Source organism: Enterobacter sp. CC120223-11 (assembly GCF_900215375.1).
In the GTDB taxonomy this organism is placed as follows: Bacteria; Pseudomonadota; Gammaproteobacteria; order Enterobacterales; family Enterobacteriaceae; genus Scandinavium.
Genome location: NZ_OBEF01000015.1, coordinates 28,838 through 49,669 on the forward strand (window position 1 = coordinate 28,838; position 20,832 = coordinate 49,669).

Genomic DNA, 20,832 nt, shown 5'->3' on the forward strand with positions numbered 1-20,832 from the left:
CCTTACTTGAGCAGCGGTGAGTGCTTGCGCTCAATGCTATAACGTTCAATCTCTTTGTACGGCACAGTGGTCGATTTGCGCTTGCGCACGTCCACCAGCGTTACGCGGTCGGTGCAGGAGTAGCACGGATCGAGGCTGCCGATGATCAGCGGCGCATCCGACACGGTGTTGCCGCGCAGCATGTAGCGCAGCACCGGCCAGTTGGCGTACGTCGCCGCACGGCAGCGCCAGCGGAACAGCTTCTGGTTGTCGCCGAGCATGCTCCAGTGCACGTCTTCGCCACGCGGTGCTTCCACGTAGCCAAGCGCAAATTTATGCGGCTGATAGGTGAAGCCTTCGGTCAGCAGCGGGCCGTTGCCCATGGTGTCCAGCGCGTACTCAATCATCGCCAGCGAATCGAAGGTTTCCTTCACGCGCACCATCACGCGGGAGAAGACGTCACCGCCGTCGTAGGCAAACAGGGTTTTCGGCAGGTTGCCGTAATCTGAGTACGGGTGGTCAAAGCGCATATCACGCTTGAAGCCGCTGCCGCGAATCAGTGGGCCGACCGGGCTGTAGTCACGCGCCACCTGGCGGTCGAGAATACCGACGCCCTGGGTGCGCTGGCCGATATTCGGCGTGGAAAGCAGCATGTCGACCAGCTGCGTTACTTCGGCACGCATCTCGCGTACCAGCTGAATGGTTTTGACGCGCTGCTCTTTGAGGATGTCGCGACGAATACCGCCAATCAGGTTCAGGCCGTAGGTTTTACGCGAGCCGGTGAGCAGCTCCGCCATCATCATTGATTTTTCACGCACGCGGAAAAACTGCATAAAGCCAGTATCGAAGCCCACAAAGTGGCTGGAGAGCCCGATGTTCAGCAGATGGCTGTGCAGGCGCTCCACTTCCAGCAGAATGGAGCGGATGGTGTGCGCCCGCTGCGGCACCACAATGCCCAGTGCGTTTTCTACCGACGTGGTGTACGCCACGCTGTGCGCGAAGCCGCAAATACCGCAGACGCGGTCAGAAAGGAACGTCACTTCGTTGTAGCCCATGCGGGTTTCCGCGAGCTTTTCCATGCCGCGATGGACGTAGAACAGGCGGTAGTCGGCGTCGACAATGGTTTCGCCATCCACGAACAGGCGGAAGTGGCCCGGTTCGTCAGAGGTGATGTGCATCGGGCCGATAGGCACCACGCGCGCTTTGCTGTCGCCGTCGTTGATAAACGGATAGGTTTCCGTTTCGGTGGTCGGCGCCGGGCGCTGACGATAGTCCATCGCGTCTTTGCGCAGCGGATACATCTCATCCGGCCAGTCGTCCGGCAGCACCAGGCGACGCTCGTCCGGCAGGCCGACTGGCTTCAGGCCGTACATGTCACGAATTTCACGCTCGCCCCACACGGCCGCTGGCACGCGCGGCGTGACGGAAGGGAACTCCAGCGAGTGATCGACCAGCCCTTTCACCACCACCCAGCACTTCTCGCCCTCTTCCATCGACAGCGCGTAGTAAACAGCGAAATGGCCGTTGAGCGTGCGTTCATCGTTGCCGAACAGCACCGGCAGCCAGCCGCCGCAGCCGTAGTAGAGAAACTCGACAATCTCCGGCAGCTGGTTGATTTTGACGGTGATGGTCACCTGATCGTTGGTCTGGCGCTCTTCGTCCAGCACCGAGCCCGGGAACTTCTCCCGCACGGCAGCCACGTAGCCATTGCCAAGTACATCGCCCTGCGCGAGGCCGTTCATATATTGTTGATAGCTCACTTCATTTCTCCAGCGCACTCGCGGGTGCAAAGACTTACGTTCGCAGCGGAAGCGGTGTTACCCGCCCACGGCCACTTAAATTCGTGGGGGGATTGCTGCATCACAATCGACGCGGCATTCTCCAGCAGGCGGCTCACCGGCTGCGGAATGTGGGTGCCCATAACCAGCATCAGCACCAGCAAAATCGCCATCGGTGCGGTGGTGAGCCAGCCCAGCTCACCGCGAGCGGTAGCTTCGGGGGCAGCACCAAACAGCAGGCAGGCAATCATGCGCACCAGACCACCGAGCACCACGGTTAACAGCAACAGCAGGCCGATGGTCAGCCAGATATGCCCGGCCGCCAGCCCCGCGGTCACCACCATAAATTCGCTAAGGAAGACGTTGAATGGCGGCATCCCGCCGAGCGCCAGCGCGCCCGCGGCCAACAGAACCGCACTGAACGGCATCAGCTTCAGCATGCCGCGCACCACGCCGAGGTCGCGTGTGCCGTATTTGAGCAGCACGTTACCGGAGCCGCAGAACAGCAGCGTTTTCGCCAGGCTGTGATTGAGCGTGTGCAGCAGCGCCGCCAGCACGCCCAGCGGCCCACCGATACCAAGTGCCACAGCGATAAGCCCCATGTTTTCCACGCTGGAGTAAGCCAGCAGACGTTTGACGTCCTGCTGAACCAGGATGAAGAACGCTGCCACCGCCACGGAGAGCAGGCCGAAAATCACCAGCAGCGTGTTCGGGAAAGCGGAGCCGAGGGTCTGGGTGATGATGATGTGGAAGCGGATAATCACCAGCAGCGCGCAGTTGAGCAGCACGGCAGACAACAGCGCGCTGGTCGGGCTTGGCGCTTCACTGTGCGCGTCCGGCAGCCAGGCGTGCATCGGGAACAGGCCGGTTTTGGTACCGAAGCCAATCAGCACGAACACAAACGCCAGGTGCATCAGCGTCGGGTCGAGCTGTGCCGCATGCTTCAGCACTTCGCTCCAGAAAATAGCGTTGTGCGGGTCAGGCATGAAGCTTGCAGCATTGGCGTATACCAGAATGGTGCCGAACAGGCCGAACGCCACACCTACGGTACAGATGATGATGTACTTCCACGCCGCTTCCAGCGATGAACGCTGACCGTAAATGCCCACCAGAAACGCCGAGCTGAGGGTGGTGGCTTCAATCGCCGCCCACATCACGATCAGGTTGTTGCTGGTCACCACCAGCATCATGGTGAACAGGAACAGATGGAAGAAGCCGTAGTAGTTGCACAGCGTGGCAACGGAAATCTCCCCTTCGTCCACCTCGTGGCGCATGTAGCCCATCGAGTAGAGTCCGGTGAGGAAACCGATAATACCAAGCAGCGCCAGGAACAGCGCGCTCAGGCTGTCGAGGTGCAGCCACAGATTAGTGGAGAACATCTCGCCCTGCTGATACACCACGCTCACGGCGTAGAGGGTGATTGCCAGCAGCGCCAGAATACCCACGCCATGGATAAACGTGACCGCCGAACGGGACGCCGTGCCGAGACGCTGGCAGGCAAAGGCCAGCAGCGCGAACACCAGCGGCGTCAGCAGCAGAAATGTGAAAATAGCAGAATGACTCATTGTGTTATCCCTTCAGCGCCGTCAGTTGGTTAACGTCCAGCGTGCCGAGCGTGCGCCAGATTTTTCTCACCAGCAGCACCATGACAATCACCGCGAAAATCGCGTCGGTGGCGATACCAATCTCCACCAGCTCCGGCGCTCTGTGCGCCAGCAGCGCCAGCACCAGGTGCGAACCGTTCTCCATCAGGCAGTAGCCGAACACCTGACGAATGATGTTGCGCTGGGTGACTATGCACAGCAGCCCCAGCAGGAAGTGGCCAAGGGCTACCGCCAGCGCGGGTTTCAGGTCAAGCAACAGAGGAAGCTGCACCGGGCGCACCACCAGCCAACAGAGCACCACAATCACCGCCGCGGCGAGCATCAGCATCACCGGGCTAATCATTGGCGTGTCGGCTTTCGGGTCAGCCAGTTTGCGCAGCGCGAAGCCCATGATCAGCGGCACCAGAATGACCTTGGTCAGCAGGGCGCTGAAGGACCACATCAGCAGCTGTTCGGAATCGAGCGTTTGGGACAGAGTGAAGAAAATCAGCACCAGCACCAGCGACTGCAAAGCGTAAAACCAGCAGGCGCTGCGCGGGCGTTTCGCGCCAATCACCAGCAGTGATGTCACCATCATCAGCCCGGCGAGATTATTGACGAGTAAGGTTCCGGTCATCGTCGTCTCCTTAATTAAGCCACATCGCGGCAATCACGCTGGAACACAGCGACATCACCACCAGCACGACAAGCACCGCGCGCATTGCCAGCGGCAGCGGCGACATTTCTGCCACTTCCGGGCTCGGCTCGCCCGGCACCACGCGGCCAAACCAGTAAATCAGCCATGCGAAGCTTGCCACCGATTCCACCAGCGCCAGCACCATCACCGGGATCAGCTCCCAGTGGGCAGATGAGAGCGTGAAGCCTGCGGCAAACACGGGGAATTTACTGAAGAAGCCGTTGAACGGCGGTACGCCAGCAATCGCAAGCGCGGCTACGCAAAAACCGATGCCCAACAGCGGGGATTTGCTCATCACGCCGCGCAGCTTCGGCAGCAGACGCGTGCCGCAGCTGTAGCTGAAGGCACCTGCCACCAGGAAGAACAGGCTTTTGGCAAAGGCGTGGTTGAAGATGTAGGCAATGCCGCCGTCGAGGGCCTGCTTAGAGCCGAGGGCCGCCATCGAGAGGGCGAGGAACATCCACGCCAGCTGGGTGATGGTCGACCAGGCCAGCAGACGCTTCATGTCCTTCTGCGGCAGGTACATCATAAAGCCGTAGATCATGGTGATCGTCGCCATTACGATGCCCACCCAGCCGATAACGTGCGGCACGTTACCGCCTTCCAGGATAGCGCGGGCAAAGATGTAAACGCCCACTTTCACCATTGAGGCAGCGTGTAAGTAAGCACTCACCGGGGTTGGCGCTTCCATCGCATCAGGCAGCCAGGCCTGCATCGGCAGCTGGGCTGACTTCCCCCAGGCCGCGAACAGAATGCCGCCGTAGACGATGTAGCTCGCTGAACCCTGCAACTGGCTCAGCGCGCTGAGCGCGAAGGTGCCGGTGTTAAGGAACAGCGTAGCCGCCGCGAGATACAGGCCAAGCGAAGCCACGTGGGTGATCAGCAGCGCTTTCATTGCCGAACGCTGGGACTTCGGCGTCTGGTAATAACCAATCAGCGCCCAGGAGCAGCCCCCGGTGATTTCGAAGAACAGCAGCTGCCCGAGCAGCGTGGAGGAAAGCACCAGCCCCGCCATCGCCCCGATAAAGATCAGCAAAAACGCGTAGTAGCGGTTGTCGCCGTCATGCGGGTGTTCGCGGTTGCCACGGGTTAAGTAGCCGGTGGAATAGAGGCTTACCAGCAGGCCGAGGAACACCACGGCAAAGGCTATCAGCGTACTGATGCGGTCAACGGTGAAGCCGAAGAGCGCCACGCCGTGATAGCTGACCAGCGTGTAAGTGGCGTCCGTTTTGCCGCCTGCCAGAAACTGCCAGCCCAGCACGACGGTGCCCAGCGTGGCGAACAGCGCAAACAGGCTACAGATATTTTTCGCCATCGGCTTCGGCGAACAGGCCGTCAGCAGCGCGCCTATAAACGGCACCAGCAGGGTCGTCAGCGCGATTTTTTCCATCATTTCTCGGCGCTCCTTACAGACCGGTGAAATAGAAGACGAAGGCCAGCGCCGCGACGCCGAACCCAAGCCAGGTGACGTGATGCGTCAGCAGGAAGCGGCCGCGCGCCAGCGAGTTCTCCACCAGCGACGCCAGCACGAACACCACCAGCAGCTTGACGATTGTCACCACCAGCGCCAGCAGCAGCGCTGAAGGGCTGAGGCTTGCGGCCTTGCCAAACGGAATGAAGACCGCGAGGAACATCTCCGCCACCACAACCTGCTTCAGGCCAATTCCCCACTTCACAAGCGCGAAGTCGGAGCCGGAATATTCGGTCAATGGCCCTTCCTGAAGCTCCTGCTCCGCTTCGGCGACGTCGAACGGAATCTTGCCCATCTCAATGAATGAAGCGAAACCACAGGCGAGGAACGCCATAAAGATGGCGAGCGGTGAACTCCAGCCTTCGGAGAGCGCCGCGCTGATGGTGCCAATGTTGGTTGAGCCAACAATCAGCGCCACCACCAGCAGGCCGAGGATCAGAATCGGCTCCACCAGGATGCCCAGCGTCAGCTCGCGGCTGGCACCGATGCCCGCAAAGGGCGAGCTGCTGTCGAGCCCGGAAAGTGCAAAGAAGAAGCGGAACAGCGCGAACAGGTACAGCAGGGTGATCAGATCCCCTGCTCCACCGAACGGCGAAGTCTGCGTGAACACCGGCAGCGCCATCGCCACCAGCAGCATGCTGCTGAGCAGCACCCACGGCATGATGCGGAACATCGCCCCGGAGTGATCCGGGCCGACCGGCTGGCGCTTGAGCAGCTTCACCAGGTCGCGATAGTCCTGCATGATGCCGGGCCCACGGCGCGAGTGCATGCGCGCGCGGATCTGACGGGAAATGCCGGTCAGCAGCGGCGTCAGCGCCAGCAAAATGGCGGCCTGAATCACGGCGAACAGCCCCATGCCCCACTCTGGCGTTTGTTGGATTACCATCTCACTCTCCTCACAGGGCCACGGTCAGTAACAGGACCACCAGCGCCACCACCACGTACAGGCAGTAGAGGCGGAAGTCCCCGCTCTGCATCCGCTGGATGCCCAAACCGGCGCGCTGAACAAGGCGTACCAGCGGCCAGATAATGCGTTCATCCCAGAACGGCTCGACCGCAGCAGCACCGTCGGTGACTTTGGTCAGGCTGCGCCCGAGCGCTTCAGAAGGGTCAAGCTGCTTGCGCATCCGGTACAGCGGGCCAAACATCACGCGCAGTGGCTGAGTGAAGCTGCCTGCGGAAGCAGACATCTCCTGCTCCCAGCCGTAGCCGCACGCCCACGGCGTACCCTTGCGGCGAAACGCCCCGCGATCGCCACGCAGCACCCACCATACCGCCAGCGGCAGCAACGGCAGGCCAAGCAGCAACAGGAAGGAGACAGCCGGAGAGAGCATGGCCTGAGCGCTGTTACCCGGCTGGAGCAGCGCATTATTCGCCACAACCAGTTCCGGCGCATGGGCCAGAGAACTCGCCACTTTTGCCAACACAGGTGCGGCAACAGATGCGCCTACGCCCAGCGCCACGCACAGCAGCGCCATGACGATCATCGCCGCCGTCATCGGCCACGGCACTTCACGCGCGTGTTCCGCTTTTTCGCTGCGGGCCCCGCCACAGAAGCTGATGCCGTAAACTTTGACGAAGCACATCGCCGCCAGCGCGCCGGTGATGGCGAGCATCACGATGGCAATCGGCCCGGCGAGACGCATGGCGAAATCACCGTCGTGGCTCATGGTGAACAGGGACTGGTAGGTGAACCACTCGCTGACGAAGCCGTTCAGCGGCGGCAGTGCGGAAATCGACATACAGCCAATCAGGAACGCGGTGCCGGTGAGCGGCATCAGCTTCGCAAGGCCGCCCATTTTCTCCATGTCGCGAGTGTGAACGCGGAAAATCACCGCGCCCGCGCCGAGGAACAGCAGGCCTTTGAACAGCGCGTGGTTGAGCAGGTGGAACAGCGCCCCGAGCAGGCCAACGGTCGCCAGCAGAGGGTGATGCGTGGCAATACCGACCATGCCGACGCCGACGCCCATCAAAATGATGCCGATGTTCTCCACGGTGTGCCATGCCAGCAGGCGTTTGATGTCATGCTCAGCCAGCGCGTAGAGCACGCCCAGCACCGAAGACACCGCGCCGAACGCCAGCACCATAATGCCCCACCAGCTCTCGGTGGCACCGAGCAGGTCGACACCCACTTTGATGATCCCAAAGATACCGATTTTCACCATCACGCCGGACATCAGCGCCGAAGCGTGTGACGGTGCCGCCGGGTGCGCGCGCGGCAGCCAGCTGTGCAGGGGCAGCATCCCCGCCTTCGCGCCGAAGCCCAGGAAGGCAAGCACAAAGACGATGGAGGCCATCAGCGGCGAGAGGTGCAGCTGGCGGAAGGATTCAAACTCCAGGCTACCGCTTTCGCGCCACATCAGGAAGAAGGCCACCATGATCAGCACCGACCCGGCGTGGGCAATAAAGAAGTAAAGCAGCCCGGCCTTGATTGACTCTTCGCTCTGATCGGCAATGACCAGGAACCACGAGGCCAGCGACATCATCTCGAACAGGATGATGAACCAGAAGCCGTTGTCCATCACCACCAGCCCGACCATCGAGGCGATAAACAGGTTCATAAAGAAGCCCATCGACGCCGCGCCTTTGCCGAGATATTCCTGCATATAGGAGAGCGAATAGAGCGCGCAGAGCGTTACGAGCAGAGAGATTACCGTCACCATAAAGGCGGCAAGGCTGTCCATGCGTACGCTAAAGGCGGCGAAGTCGAACGGCCCGGCGGCGACCCAGGTTTGTACCTCACCGCTGAACAGCACAGGCACGGCGCTGCACAATCCGAGCAGCCCGCCGAGCATGGCGCCAATACCCGCCACGCGGATCGCCAGGGTTTCGTTTTTCGGCAGCAGCAGCGAAATCACGCCGCTGACGACATACAGCGCCAGCGACCACGTCAGTAATTGCAGTGAATCCATCAGTTTTGCTCCCCGGTCTGGTTGCGCCCCGGTAAGGTTTCCGGCATCGACAGCGCCGTTTGCGCCCTTCGCTGTTTCATCTGCGCTTCCACGGATTTCGGCTCAACCAGGTGCAGCGTCTTCGTCGGACAGGCGCGCACGCAGGCCGGGCCTTCCGGCAGGAAGTTGCACAGGTCGCACTTCACCGCCACGGCGCGCACGCCCGCGTTCCAGCTGAGGAAAGGATCCATGCTGTCGGCGCTGACGGGCACGTCGCTGAGCATGGAGGCTGGCACGAAGTGTTCGTACTGCTTCGGCACATTCAGCGGCGTACTGCCCGCAGGCGTAATCGCCCCAAACGGGCAAACCAGGCCGCAGAGCTTGCAGCCGATGCAGAGGCTTTCGTTGATTTGCACGCTGTCGCCTTCAAGGGCGATAGCGTTGACCGGACACACCCTTTTACACGGCGCGTCTTCGCAATGACGACACAACACCGGGGCGGTGTGGTCGCCGGTGCGTGCCATCGTGAGCCTGGGGTGCTGCTGGAGCCCCTCGGCTTTATGGACATCAGAGCAGGCTGCCAGGCAGGTGTTGCATCCGATGCACCATTGAGGATCCGCAATTACAAAGCGGTTCATGGTGATTCCTCGTGAGCTGAAGAAAATTATCCCGCTTGTTTAGCAAATTGCGTGCCATCTAATTATTTCCATATAAAACAAAGCATTAAAATAAATCATGCTGCAAGCGTCGCTGTCATCGTCAGCCTGATGACGATTGTGACGATCGTCGCAGGCATCGGCGTTTCATCAGGCCGTCATTAGTGGCGAAGCGTCGTCAATAATGTCATTCCATCAATGACGAAAAGATAAATACCAATAAAAATCAACACCATAAAAAATGGCCTGCTTATTGCTAAGCAAGGCGGAGAGAAAACCAACGAGAGACGTTATGCACGAGATCACTCTTTGTCAGCGGGCGCTGGAGATTGTGGAACAGCAGGCGGCCGCCAACGGTGCCACCCGCGTGACGGCGGTCTGGCTGAAAGTGGGCGCATTTTCCTGCGTGGAGCCCTCCGCCGTGAGCTTCTGTTTCGAGATGGTCTGCCGCGGCACGATTGCCGAAGGGTGCCAGCTGCATATTGAAGAGCAGAAAGCGGAGTGCTGGTGCCCGGCGTGCCAGGACTATGTGCAGCTGCTTTCGCAGCACGTTCGCCTCTGTCCGCAGTGCGGCAGTAACCAGTTACGTATTGTCGCTGATGACGGCTTCCAGATTCAGCGTATCGAAGTCATTGAGGAATAAGGTATGTGTACAACCTGTGGCTGCGCGGATGGCAATCGCTATATAGAAGGCGATGAGCACAATCCGCATTCAGCCTTTCGCGGCGCGCCCTTTTCGCCCGCATCACGCCCGGCCATGACCATCACCGGCATCAAATCCGATTTCACGCCGCAGCAGTCGGAAGGCGGCGATTTGCATTACGGCCACGGCGAAGCGGGCACTCATGCGCCCGGCATGAGCCAGCGCAAAATGCTGGAAGTTGAAATCGACGTTCTGGAGAAAAACAACCAGCTCGCCGCCCGCAACCGCGCGCGTTTCGCCGCCCGCGACCTGCTGGTATTGAACCTGGTGTCGAGCCCCGGCTCCGGGAAAACCACCCTGCTCACCGAAACGCTGATGCGCCTGAAAGGCCAGCTATCGTGTGCCGTGATTGAAGGCGATCAGCAGACGGTCAACGACGCTGCCCGCATTCGTGCCACCGGCACGCCAGCGATTCAGGTCAACACGGGTAAAGGGTGCCATCTCGACGCGCAAATGATTGCCGATGCCGCCCCGCGCCTCCCGCTCGACGATAACGGCATTCTGTTTATCGAAAACGTCGGCAACCTGGTGTGTCCGGCAAGTTTCGATCTTGGTGAGAAACACAAGGTCGCGGTGCTCTCCGTCACCGAAGGGGAAGACAAGCCGCTGAAATATCCGCAGATGTTTGCCGCCGCTTCTCTGATGTTACTCAACAAAGTCGATCTGCTGCCGTACCTGAATTTCGATGTCGACCAGTGCCTGGCGTACGCCCGGGAAGTGAACCCGAGCATTGAAACGATCCTTGTCTCCGCCACCAGCGGCGAAGGCATGGATAAGTGGCTGGCCTGGCTGGAGACGCAACGATGTGCATAGGCGTTCCGGGGCAGATCTGCGCCATTGACGGCAATCAGGCCAAAGTGGACGTCTGCGGCATTCAACGCGACGTAGACCTGACGCTGGTTGGCGCGGCAGATGAACAAGGGCAATCCCGCATGGGCCAGTGGGTGCTGGTGCACGTCGGTTTCGCCATGAGCGTGATCGATGAAGCCGAAGCCCGCGACACGCTGGCGGCGTTGCAGAATATGTTTGACGTCGAACCGGACGTCGGCGCGCTGATGTGGGGCGAGGAACGCTGATGCGCTTTGTTGATGAATACCGCGAGCCGGAGCAGGTGATGCAGCTGATTGCTCACCTGAAAAACAGAGCGCCGCTCCTGCCCTACAGCAGCGAACGTCCGCTGCGGATTATGGAAGTGTGCGGCGGGCACACACACGCCATTTTCCGTTTTGGGCTCGACCAGCTCCTGCCGGACAACATTGAATTTATCCACGGTCCGGGCTGCCCGGTTTGTGTATTGCCGATGGGCCGCATTGATACCTGTATTGATATCGCGAGCCATCGGGAAGTCATTTTTTGCACCTTCGGCGATGCCATGCGCGTGCCGGGCAAGAACGGCTCGCTGATGCAGGCCAAAGCGCGCGGGGCAGATATCCGCATTATTTATTCGCCGATGGATGCCCTGCGGCTGGCGGCTGAAAACCCGGCGCACAAAGTGGTGTTCTTTGGCCTGGGCTTCGAAACCACCATGCCAGCCACCGCTATAACGCTGAAGCAGGCGAAGGCACAAAACCTGACCAATTTTTTCTTTTTCTGTCAGCACATCACGCTTATCCCGACGCTGAAAAGCCTGCTCGAACAGCCGGACAACAGCATTGATGCCTTCCTGGCACCCGGTCACGTCAGCATGGTGATTGGCACGGAAAGTTACGATTTTATCGCCCGCGATTTTCACCGCCCGCTGGTGGTGGCCGGATTTGAGCCCCTCGATCTGCTACAGGGCGTGAGCATGCTCGTGGAGCAGAAGATTGCTGGCGTGAGCCACGTCGATAATCAGTATCGCCGCGTGGTGCCGGATGCCGGAAACGCGCTGGCACAGGCGGCCATCGCCGAAGTGTTTACCGTCAATGGCGACAGCGAATGGCGCGGGCTGGGCGTGATTGCCGAATCCGGCGTGGCGCTCAGTGCCGACTACCAGCGCTTCGATGCCGAGGCGCATTTCCAGCCGCAGCGGCGCGAAGTCAGCGACGACCCGCGCGCACGCTGCGGCGAGGTGCTCACCGGGCGCTGCAAGCCTCATCAGTGCCCGCTGTTTGGCACAACCTGCAATCCGCAAAGCGCCTTTGGCGCACTGATGGTCTCCTCCGAAGGCGCGTGTGCGGCATGGTATCAGTATCGAAGTCAGGAAGGTGAACAATGAAAACGGTGCAACTTGCCCACGGCAGCGGCGGCCAGGCGATGCAGCAGCTGATTGGCGACCTGTTTATGCAGGCATTTCGTAACCCATGGCTTGAGGAGCAGGAAGATCAGGCGCGCATCGATCTTGCCACGCTCACTGCCAGCGGCGATCGCCTCGCCTTCTCCACCGACAGTTACATCATCGACCCGCTGTTCTTCCCCGGCGGCGATATCGGCAAACTCGCCGTGTGCGGCACCGCCAACGACGTTGCCGTCAGCGGCGCTATCCCGCGCTATCTCTCCTGCGGTTTTATCCTTGAAGAAGGGCTGGAGATGACGCTGCTGGAGAATGTCGTCAACAGCATGGCGCAGACCGCCAGAGCCGCCGACATCGCCATCGTCACTGGTGACACCAAAGTGGTACCGCGCGGTGCCGCCGACAAACTCTTTATCAACACCGCAGGCATCGGGGCGATCCCCGCAGAGATTCACTGGGGTGCGCAGCAGCTCCAGCCGGGCGATGTGCTGCTGGTGAGCGGCACGCTCGGCGACCACGGCGCCGCCATCCTCAATTTACGCGAGCAGTTGGGCCTGGATGGCGATCTGCAAAGCGACTGCGCGGTGCTCACGCCGCTGATTCAGACGTTGCGTGCCATTCCGGGCGTGAAGGCCCTCCGTGATGCGACAAGAGGCGGCGTAAATGCCGTCGCCCACGAATTTGCTGCTGCCAGCGGCTGCGGCGTGATGCTGCATGAGGCGCGTCTGCCGATTAAAAGCGCCGTGCGCGGCGTCTGCGAACTGCTGGGCCTTGATGCGCTGAACTTTGCCAACGAAGGCAAGCTGGTTATCGGCGTATCCGCAGAAGCAGCCGAACAGGCGCTAACGCTGCTTCGGGCACATCCGCTGGGCCGCGATGCCGCCATGATTGGCGAGATCGTTGAACGTCGGGGCGTGCATCTGACCGGGCTGTACGGCGTACGACGCACGCTCGATTTGCCTCACTCTGAGCCGCTGCCGCGGATCTGCTGAGCCATCAGGAAAAACGCTATGACAACCACCGCCATGAGCGACCTCAGCCAGCAAGGGCTGCTCGATATCACCCGAACGCTGCTACAACAAAGTGACCTGAACGGCGTATGCGAAGCGTTGGCTCAGCTTGTCAGACAGGCAGGCCTTGCCGATCGCGTCGCTATTCTTCTCTGGCAGCCGGGCCATCAGCGCGTGAGCTGTCATGCCAGCGCCCTCCACGACAGGCTCAGCCACGAAGAGGTCCTGCTGGCACAAGGCCCGGCGCACCTTTTGCTCTCCCGGCCCGATACGGTTCACTACGACTACTCGGAATTTTCTGCCCGCTGGCCAGCGCTGGCAAACAGTGAACGCTACGCCCCTTTTGGCCGTTATGCCCTGCTGCCGCTGGCGCAGGAGGGGCGCATTGTTGGCGGCTGTGAGTTTATCCGCACCCGCCCGGCGGCATGGAGCGAAGCGGAGACTCAGCGCCTGCAAACCCTGACGCAGCTGGTCGCGCTCGTCATCGAACAGTGTCGGGCCCGCCAGGAGAACGGTGCCGATCGTCAGCAGCTTTGCCTGGAGCGGGATAATTTCCGCATTCTGGTAGACGTCACTAACGCCGTGCTGTCGCGTCTCGACATAGATGAACTGGTCAGCGAAGTGGCGAAATCCCTGCACCATCATTTTCATCTCGACGCCATCAGCGTGGTACTACGCAGCCCGCAGCCGCGAAAACTCGACGTTTATACCAGCCACTACCTCGACGGTGATGCGCCGCTGCATGACATCAGCGAAGTGCTGGAAAGCGGCTCGCTCAGCGAACAGGTGTTTAAAAACCAGCAGATGATGCTGCTGACGCTCGCCGACATGCAGTTAGCGCAGGGGGAGCGTCAGCTCTTCTCGCTGTGGGGCAATGAGCTGCAGAGCCTTTGCCTGCTGCCGCTGATGTCGGGTGAGAAGATACTGGGCGTCCTGAAACTTGCCCATCGCGACGAACAGGTTTTCAACGCCAGCAACCTCCGCCTGCTGCGCCAGATAGCTGAACGCGTGTCGATTGCCGTCGATAACGCGCTGGCCTATCAGGAAATTCAGCGGCTGAAAGAGCGGCTGACCGATGAAAACAAAGTGCTCACCGAACAGCTGAACACCCTCGATAACGATTTTGGTGACATCATCGGCCGCAGCGATGCGATGCGTGACGTGCTTCGTCAGGTCGAAATGGTGGCGCAAAGCGACAGCACCGTGCTGATTCTTGGCGAAACCGGCACCGGTAAGGAGCTGATCGCCAGGGCCATTCACAACCTCAGCCATCGCCGCGAGCAGCGGATGATCAAGATGAACTGCGCGGCGATGCCCGCCGGGCTGATTGAAAGCGATCTCTTTGGCCATTCGAAAGGCGCCTTCACCGGGGCCAGCGCCCCGCGTACCGGACGCTTTGAACTGGCGGATAAAAGCTCGCTGTTCCTCGATGAGGTCGGCGACATGCCGCTGGAGCTGCAACCCAAGCTGCTTCGCGTGTTACAGGAGCAGGAGTTTGAGCGGCTCGGCAGCAACAAGCTTATCCGCACGGACGTGCGCCTGATTGCTGCCACCAATCGCGATCTGCGCCAGATGGTTGAAGACAGGCTGTTCCGCAGCGACCTCTATTATCGTCTGAACGTCTTCCCCATTCGCCTGCCGCCGCTGCGTGAACGCCCCGACGACATTCCCCTGCTGGCAAAGGCGTTTACCTGCAAAATTGCCCGCCGCCTCGGCCGCCAGATTGACAGCATTCCGGCCACCACCCTGCGTGCACTTAGCGAGATGCCGTGGCCGGGCAACGTGCGCGAGCTGGAAAATGTGATTGAGCGCGCCGTGCTGCTGACGCCCGGCAACGTACTGCAATTCTCCCTGCCGGAGATGGGGTTCACCCCGCCTGCGCCAGTGGCTGAGCCGCCGCTGGCGGGAGAAGATGAAGCGCAGCAAATCCTCCGCATTCTGAGAGAAACCAACGGCGTGGTTGCCGGGCCGAGAGGGGCCGCCCAGCGGCTGGGGCTGAAGCGCACCACGCTGCTGTCACGGATGAAGCGTCTCGGTATCGACAAAAACAGGTTGGTTTAAATTCTCAGGACAGGCTATAAGTTTTGGACACCTACAGAAAGGAGGCAGCATGTCAGTATCAGCACGAAATCAGCTCACCGGTAAAGTTAGCGCCGTGGCCACAGGCGCGGTCAACGATGAGGTTGAACTCACACTGGAAGGCGGCGCGAAACTTGTCGCCATTGTGACTCACAGCAGTAAGGAAGCATTGGGCCTGCAGGCGGGTAAAGAAGCCATTGCGCTGATCAAAGCGCCGTGGGTGACGCTTGCCAGCGAAGACTGTGGCCTGAAATTTTCCGCCCGCAATCAGTTTGCCGGGAAGGTGTCTAAAGTTACCGAAGGTGCGGTGAATGCCACGGTGCATATCAGCACGGATTCCGGTTTCGAACTGGTGGCGGTGATCACCAACGAAAGCCAGCATGAAATGAAACTGGCTACGGGCAGTCGCGTGATTGCGCTGATCAAAGCCTCAGCCATTCTGCTCGCCACCCGCGCTTAAGCTCTTTTGCGCCGCCCTTCCGGCGGCGCACAATTATTTCTTCGGGCGATACTTCTCCGGCAGTTCTGGCACCGGACGTCTGTCGTCCAGCAAATGCAGAACGGTGAGAACCGGATGACGCCACAGCATTCTCGGCCCCGCCCAGCGCATAATCTGCTTCATCTCTTCCCTTTTTGCGGGTTGATAGCAATGCACCGGGCACTGCTTGCAGGCAGGCTTGTTTTCACCAAACACGCACTTATCCAGCCGTTTATCAGCATACGCATTCAGCGCCGAGTAATGATCTTCGTCCGGCAAGGCCTGCGGGCAGCGCCGGGCGTAGAGTGCGATCATCCGGCGGATTGTCAGTTTTTCTCTGCGAATACGGCTTGCGGTCATGTTGAGTTTCCGAATTAAACATGCATTTATGATACGTATTTCTGTCCTCGCAAACCCTTTGCCACATCAATGATTGTCCAAAAAGAGACCCATTGCATGTTGGATAAAAATTAATCATTGAGTATTATTTGCTCACCTTCCGGGAGGAGTCCGGTCACGTTTCGTAAGGATGTATTCGCTCTTTTTTATAGACTTTTTATTTTATGCATTTATCTAAAACGCTTTCTGCGATGGTGTTGCTTGCCGCCACCGCTGGTGCCGGTCACGCTTTTGCTTTCAACCTGCCCTCGAATATTACCACGCTAAAAAACACCAGCCTGACTGAACGCGTTTCTCAGCCGCAGTCAGAAAATATAAAATCAAAAATCATGGCGCAATATTCGCAATGGAAAGGCACCCGCTATCACTTTGGCGGCAGCTCGCAGCGGGGGATCGACTGCTCTGCCCTGGTGCAGGCTATTTTCCATGGATCCATGCAGTTGAACCTGCCGCGCACCACTGGCGAGCAGATTCATAATGGTGTGCATATTTCACAAAATGCATTAAAGCCCGGGGATCTGGTGTTTTTTAAAACATCCAGAACAACTCGCCATGTTGGGGTTTATGTCGGCAATAATGAATTTATCCATGCTTCAAAAATAAAAGGCGTAACGGTTTCAAGCCTTGCCAATAATTACTGGCAGGCCCATTACGAAACCGCTCGCCGTATTACGGAAAATACTTAAAACCGTCAACAACCTCTCGCCTGCGGGAGGTTTTTTTCGGCCCTGCTTCCAGGTTTGACTGTAAAATCTCATCACTTTCATTCCGGCCACAACCCACTTCACACTCTGACATTTTCCCGCTACAAATAACTGTATTTACATACAGCCCATTAGTATTCTCGGCCTGTGGAAAAGGAGTGATAACTCATGATTCAACTCAGCGTAGCAACCCGTGAGGGTCTAAAAACGGCAAGACGGGCAAAAGTTGGTTACACCAGAAGGCGGCACCAGGATCCCAAAACCCTGCGCACCCGCCGATACAGTCAGCACCCAAGCCTGGTGCTGAGCGGCGACTGGCTTGCACAGGCAGGTTTTGCAACGGGTGTAGCCGTCGAGGTTTCCGTTCAGTACGGACAGCTGGTGTTGCAGGCTCTGACACCTGATGTCTCAGCTCCGGAGGAGCTCAGTCGTTAGTACACATCATCAATGTTTCAAACGGAGTGGAAACAATATAATCATCGTTGTTCAGCGGTGTGACTTTTAAGCGCACGTCATTGTCTTTTAGCACGCTGAACAGTTTTACGGCGTCTTCACTGCGTGGGCCTAAATGAAGTGCATAGTAGTTCCCCTCGCGGGTGTAGCTAAATTTGACGATGCTGCTGCTCTGCTTCAGCAGCGCTGTCGAACAGGAGCGACTGCCGGATACATAAAAGTAGCCCTCGCCGCCAATCATCGACATAAACACATCCAGGACGTTTTTAGCGCTGCACTGATTGCTGGTGAAATTGGTATGAATGCGGGCATGACACTCAATTTTCTTATCTGCCGTCATTGTCCGCCAAACCCGAAAGGACACCAGGGCCACCAACACAATCAACAGAAGGGGCAGCATTTTACTTTTCATTGTGGTTCCCTTCTGCCTCTCCGTGCTGAGTGAAATAGTAGTTTTCACAAGGGGCCTTACTGTTAAATGGACAGTAAGACAAAAGCTGCCGCGTGATGGCAACCCCATCGGCGTCGCTTTTTATATCGGCGTAAAAATAGAGATTAGTGTTGTTCCGGCAATTCAAATTTTCCTGACGAACAATGTCCTGCACGCGGCTTTTCAGCTTGTCTGGATCCATTCTTCGTGTCGTGTCGTCAGCCAGAAATGTCCGGCAATTTTCAATGCGAAATACTTCATTTCTCGCCATCTTGATCGACGCGAAACGTTGGATCTCCGGTGAAAAATAAAACAACACCAGCACTACGCCCGCTATTACTCCGGATAAATATCGCAGATATTTCCTTTCCCGAACAGATGCTTTTCCGCCAGCGTTATTTCCGATAATGTTAACATTATTGACTCCCGCAGTATTACTCTGACTTTCGGATCCCAGCATGTTTATTTCAGCATCAAAGACGAAACCATATTTTGGGATCGTCGAAATAGATTCGCTATGCCCATAATGAGCCAACGCTTTTCTCAGCATGGAAACGTAATTATTCAGATTATTGCTGGATGCGTTTAGACCCCGTTTTTCCCAAAGTTCATGCAGCAACATATTTCTGCTCAGAGGCTGGTGATTATGGGCAACAAACAGGCATAACAACTCCCCACAAAGACGCGATAAAATAATTGGCTCAGAGCCTTCATCCAGTCCAAGCAGCGTGTTGTCGGTCGCGCTGAACTTTACATTGTGGTTGATAATAAACTCCATCCATCCCCTACTTATCGCATCACTACCGTTCATTTTTTACTTCAGGCCACACCCTCTGCATGCAGACACAGAGGGCAAACCGGACACATCAGCCAGTTTCGCAAGTATATGTGCAGATCTATACCTCAACAATAAACCAATTTTAAATCTATTAAAACCACCACGGCAGAATAATTATCTATTGATAACAGAAATTTCAATATATATAACCAGCAACTGAAATCATCACGATACCATCCTGGACATCGCAACTAACCCATCCCCGTTGGGCTAGCTCCTTTATCCTGTCAGTATAGTGAGAGTTCTCTATGCATAACAATAAGCATCACGGTCATATTATATCTATTATAAAAAAAGGTAATGGCTATGTATTAAAAAGAAAAAACACTGAACTTACACTCAGCAAAAATCAAAGCCTGCTTATTTCATGCCTGATCAATAACATTAACGACAAAGCCGAAATCATCAACGCTATTTGGGGCGATGCAGCCAGTAAATCGAGGCAGAATAGCTACAATCAATTAATTTATCAGTTGCGACAGCGCCTGACGCAAGCCGGAATTGAGCCTGAGATATTAATCACGCACCCCCGTTACGGCCTGGTATTAAACAAGGCCATGCTGTTGCAGGACCGGCGCATTGATCACTATATGGTGAAAACACTGAACGACAATTTACTGAATTTATCCTCAGGGATAGTCAAGTCTGAAAGTCGCAATGGCATTGAACTCACCCCGCCCGATCGTTTTATTTTTTAACGCATCCGGCTCTGCCTGGATGTAGGTTTTTATCGCCAGACTGCTCGCACCATTCTGCAACGGAAAGGTGTTGCTCGCCTCATTTAAGGGCAATGGCTGCCCTTCCGTACTTTCAAAACCAATGAGGATACCCGTTGCCGTACTGTCCTGATTCAGCGCTAAAAGGCCGGGCAATTTGCCGTTACCAATACCATTAATCGTGATTTTAACGCTCTTGCTGATACTGATATTGCAATCCACTAGATCGACTCTAAGCATCTGCCCATGCGTTCTCTGATTAAGGTAGAGGTATTTGTCCGGCACACCGCCAAAATCAGCCATGAGTGTGTCTCCCTGCGTCGCGATTTTACAGGGTTCACTGACCAGTGTGCCGTGCAGATGCACATTCTCTGCCGCTTTTACGGGCGAAGCAGAAATCAGAACCAGTAACCCACCGCCAGAGATGTACGTGGATAATGCCTTCATCGTCGCGATCCTTCTATTGATAGCCCACTTCCAGAGTGGCTGTTGCGTCGAAATTCCCCTCTTTCAGCACGGCTCTAGGTTCGCTTACTACTACAACCTCGAGCTTTGGCTTCTCGGCCATATTATCAATACGCTGCGGTGTATTTATGGGGAGGTCTCTGTTCTGCATTAACACACGAATACCCAGTCCCGGCAGGGTAGTTTGCAGGACCGCAGGATCATACGAAGCCACATTGCCACGCAGCGTCAGAACGAAATCCAGCGGCTGTTCCGTTATTCCGCCACAGTCGACCTCATAGTTCAGCTCCATTCGATGCTGAACGCCATCAATACTGCTAATGACGAGAGAATCACCAAAATTAATATCAATCATTGGCCCGTCTTTCCCCTTCACCGTGCAACTGGGGGGATCCAGCAACGTGCCATTAAAAAACAAGTTTTCGGCGCCATAAAGTGGAGAAAAGCTCATCCCTGTAAGGCTCACTATTCCCCAGAACGTCACTGTTCGCATTCTCCACTCCACTGTCGATTGATGGGCACTTAGTTCGTTTCACCGCGGAGCTCTTTGGCGTGGCAGCGTCCGCCCTCGCAGATAAACCTGAATTTAGGCCGTCCGCCATAATCGTTAATCAGCGTGAAGATCGGGCTGCTCCCGGCTTTCGCCGCGCTAACGTTGAGGGAAGTACTACTTTTTGGCGCGACCATTACCGGTTCAAAATCAGAAAGCGACGGCCCTTTTTCCGCTGCACTAATATCAATAATGGTGACGTACAATCCACTGTCGTTATTAAATTGGTAGACATCACCGACTTTATTCAGCGTTAAATGCTCACCTATTTCCTCAGCCTGACGAATTAAAGAAGCCGGGCGATAAAAAAGTTTGATCCGGGTTTGTAACGCAATTTGTAGCGTATTCGGCTTGCCGCTGACTGGCGGAATTTCACGCAGGTTAAAATAAAACAGCGATTCCCGGTCGGCAGGCAGGCTTCCCGCCGCTGGTAACGCCTGAATTTTTACCTGACTCTTCGCTTCAGGTTCAATTCGCTGGATCGGCGGCAGTATTGCCAGTGGACTGTTGACCTTGTTTCCACGCTCATCTTCCAGCCACGCCTGCGCCAGGAAGGGCAGTGCTTTATTATCATTGCCAATACTCAGACTGACGGATTTTTTATCGCTCTCATAAATGATTCGGGTGCGATCTAACGAAATGGCCGCCTGCGCCGCCTCGCTGAATAAAGTGAATGACAGCACAATGGCCATCAGGCTTTGCGTTATTTTTTCCATTATTGATATCTCATTACATGTAAA

The 20,832-nt window shown here is 57.1% G+C and carries 23 protein-coding genes; 10 read left to right on the forward strand and 13 right to left on the reverse strand.

Going from position 1 to position 20,832, the window contains the following annotated elements:
- Positions 1–2 precede the first annotated feature (2 nt).
- From CRO87_RS16585 to CRO87_RS16615, 7 genes are read right to left on the reverse strand one after another with little or no spacing between them, the layout of a single operon-like run.
- Entirely contained in the window at positions 3–1,739 is a 1,737-nt protein-coding gene (locus CRO87_RS16585; RefSeq protein ID WP_097164038.1) for an NADH-quinone oxidoreductase subunit C, read from the reverse strand.
- Positions 1,736–3,322: a hydrogenase 4 subunit F gene (locus tag CRO87_RS16590; RefSeq protein ID WP_097164039.1), complete on the reverse strand. Its 1,587-nt coding sequence runs from the start codon at positions 3,320–3,322 to the stop codon at positions 1,736–1,738. The genes CRO87_RS16585 and CRO87_RS16590 overlap by 4 nt, the downstream gene beginning before the upstream one ends.
- Before the next feature lie 4 nt (positions 3,323–3,326).
- On the reverse strand, positions 3,327–3,977 hold the full coding sequence (gene hyfE, locus CRO87_RS16595; protein ID WP_097164040.1) for a hydrogenase 4 membrane subunit: 651 nt from the start codon (positions 3,975–3,977) through the stop codon (positions 3,327–3,329).
- A gap of 10 nt (positions 3,978–3,987) precedes the next feature.
- Positions 3,988–5,427, reverse strand: a complete 1,440-nt coding sequence (locus CRO87_RS16600; protein WP_097164126.1) for a hydrogenase 4 subunit D — start codon at positions 5,425–5,427, stop codon at positions 3,988–3,990.
- Positions 5,428–5,443: 16 nt separating this feature from the next.
- On the reverse strand, positions 5,444–6,394 hold the full coding sequence (locus CRO87_RS16605; RefSeq protein ID WP_097164041.1) for a respiratory chain complex I subunit 1 family protein: 951 nt from the start codon (positions 6,392–6,394) through the stop codon (positions 5,444–5,446).
- 10 nt (positions 6,395–6,404) lie between these two features.
- A complete protein-coding gene (hyfB, locus tag CRO87_RS16610) occupies positions 6,405–8,420 on the reverse strand; it encodes a hydrogenase 4 subunit B (protein WP_097164042.1) in 2,016 nt (671 codons plus the stop codon).
- Positions 8,420–9,037, reverse strand: a complete 618-nt coding sequence (locus CRO87_RS16615; protein WP_097164043.1) for a 4Fe-4S dicluster domain-containing protein — start codon at positions 9,035–9,037, stop codon at positions 8,420–8,422. The genes hyfB and CRO87_RS16615 overlap by 1 nt, the downstream gene beginning before the upstream one ends.
- A gap of 310 nt (positions 9,038–9,347) precedes the next feature.
- On the opposite strand from CRO87_RS16615, the gene hypA reads away from it, so the two are divergent.
- From hypA to CRO87_RS16650, 7 genes are read left to right on the forward strand one after another with little or no spacing between them, the layout of a single operon-like run.
- Complete coding sequence (hypA, locus tag CRO87_RS16620; protein WP_097164044.1) at positions 9,348–9,698, forward strand: hydrogenase maturation nickel metallochaperone HypA; 351 nt, start codon at positions 9,348–9,350, stop codon at positions 9,696–9,698.
- Between the two features lie 3 nt (positions 9,699–9,701).
- On the forward strand, positions 9,702–10,571 hold the full coding sequence (hypB, locus tag CRO87_RS16625; RefSeq protein WP_097164045.1) for a hydrogenase nickel incorporation protein HypB: 870 nt from the start codon (positions 9,702–9,704) through the stop codon (positions 10,569–10,571).
- Positions 10,562–10,834, forward strand: coding sequence for a HypC/HybG/HupF family hydrogenase formation chaperone (locus CRO87_RS16630; protein WP_097164046.1), 273 nt, complete (start codon positions 10,562–10,564; stop codon positions 10,832–10,834). Before hypB ends, CRO87_RS16630 begins: the two co-directional genes overlap by 10 nt.
- Positions 10,834–11,955, forward strand: a complete 1,122-nt coding sequence (gene hypD / locus CRO87_RS16635; RefSeq protein ID WP_097164047.1) for a hydrogenase formation protein HypD — start codon at positions 10,834–10,836, stop codon at positions 11,953–11,955. The genes CRO87_RS16630 and hypD overlap by 1 nt, the downstream gene beginning before the upstream one ends.
- Positions 11,952–12,962: a hydrogenase expression/formation protein HypE gene (gene hypE / locus CRO87_RS16640; RefSeq protein ID WP_097164048.1), complete on the forward strand. Its 1,011-nt coding sequence runs from the start codon at positions 11,952–11,954 to the stop codon at positions 12,960–12,962. The genes hypD and hypE overlap by 4 nt, the downstream gene beginning before the upstream one ends.
- A gap of 18 nt (positions 12,963–12,980) precedes the next feature.
- Entirely contained in the window at positions 12,981–15,041 is a 2,061-nt protein-coding gene (flhA, locus tag CRO87_RS16645; protein WP_097164049.1) for a formate hydrogenlyase transcriptional activator FlhA, read from the forward strand.
- Between the two features lie 49 nt (positions 15,042–15,090).
- Entirely contained in the window at positions 15,091–15,519 is a 429-nt protein-coding gene (locus CRO87_RS16650) for a molybdopterin-binding protein (RefSeq protein WP_097164050.1), read from the forward strand.
- Between the two features lie 33 nt (positions 15,520–15,552).
- On the opposite strand, the gene CRO87_RS16655 is transcribed toward CRO87_RS16650, so the two are convergent.
- Positions 15,553–15,897: a nitrous oxide-stimulated promoter family protein gene (locus CRO87_RS16655; RefSeq protein WP_097164051.1), complete on the reverse strand. Its 345-nt coding sequence runs from the start codon at positions 15,895–15,897 to the stop codon at positions 15,553–15,555.
- A gap of 203 nt (positions 15,898–16,100) precedes the next feature.
- On the opposite strand from CRO87_RS16655, the gene CRO87_RS16660 reads away from it, so the two are divergent.
- The gene (locus tag CRO87_RS16660) at positions 16,101–16,622 is read left to right on the forward strand and encodes an NlpC/P60 family protein (protein WP_097164052.1); all 522 of its coding nucleotides are present in this window, start codon (positions 16,101–16,103) and stop codon (positions 16,620–16,622) included.
- A gap of 186 nt (positions 16,623–16,808) precedes the next feature.
- The gene (locus CRO87_RS16665; RefSeq protein WP_097164053.1) at positions 16,809–17,075 is read left to right on the forward strand and encodes a SymE family type I addiction module toxin; all 267 of its coding nucleotides are present in this window, start codon (positions 16,809–16,811) and stop codon (positions 17,073–17,075) included.
- Here the strand turns inward: CRO87_RS16665 and CRO87_RS16670 are convergent.
- Both CRO87_RS16670 and CRO87_RS16675 read right to left on the reverse strand, forming a co-directional pair.
- Positions 17,065–17,505 (reverse strand): hypothetical protein, encoded by a 441-nt coding sequence (locus CRO87_RS16670; RefSeq protein WP_097164054.1) that lies wholly within the window; start codon positions 17,503–17,505, stop codon positions 17,065–17,067. The genes CRO87_RS16665 and CRO87_RS16670 overlap by 11 nt on opposite strands.
- Complete coding sequence (locus CRO87_RS16675; RefSeq protein WP_097164055.1) at positions 17,495–18,334, reverse strand: helix-turn-helix domain-containing protein; 840 nt, start codon at positions 18,332–18,334, stop codon at positions 17,495–17,497. Before CRO87_RS16675 ends, CRO87_RS16670 begins: the two co-directional genes overlap by 11 nt.
- A 275-nt stretch (positions 18,335–18,609) precedes the next feature.
- Here CRO87_RS16675 and CRO87_RS16680 point away from each other — a divergent pair, with 275 nt between their 5' ends.
- Positions 18,610–19,059 carry a winged helix-turn-helix domain-containing protein gene (locus tag CRO87_RS16680; protein WP_097164056.1) on the forward strand — a complete coding sequence of 150 codons (450 nt, stop codon included), beginning with the start codon at positions 18,610–18,612 and terminating at the stop codon, positions 19,057–19,059.
- Here CRO87_RS16680 and CRO87_RS16685 read toward each other — a convergent pair.
- Genes CRO87_RS16685 through CRO87_RS16695 form a run of 3 tightly spaced genes read right to left on the reverse strand, consistent with a single transcriptional unit; the run spans position 18,991 to position 20,784 of the window.
- The gene (locus tag CRO87_RS16685) at positions 18,991–19,524 is read right to left on the reverse strand and encodes a fimbrial protein (RefSeq protein ID WP_097164057.1); all 534 of its coding nucleotides are present in this window, start codon (positions 19,522–19,524) and stop codon (positions 18,991–18,993) included. The genes CRO87_RS16680 and CRO87_RS16685 overlap by 69 nt on opposite strands.
- Before the next feature lie 13 nt (positions 19,525–19,537).
- Complete coding sequence (locus CRO87_RS16690) at positions 19,538–20,035, reverse strand: fimbrial protein (RefSeq protein ID WP_097164058.1); 498 nt, start codon at positions 20,033–20,035, stop codon at positions 19,538–19,540.
- 29 nt (positions 20,036–20,064) lie between these two features.
- Positions 20,065–20,784, reverse strand: coding sequence for a fimbria/pilus periplasmic chaperone (locus CRO87_RS16695; RefSeq protein WP_303622082.1), 720 nt, complete (start codon positions 20,782–20,784; stop codon positions 20,065–20,067).
- Between the last annotated feature and the right edge of the window lie 48 nt (positions 20,785–20,832).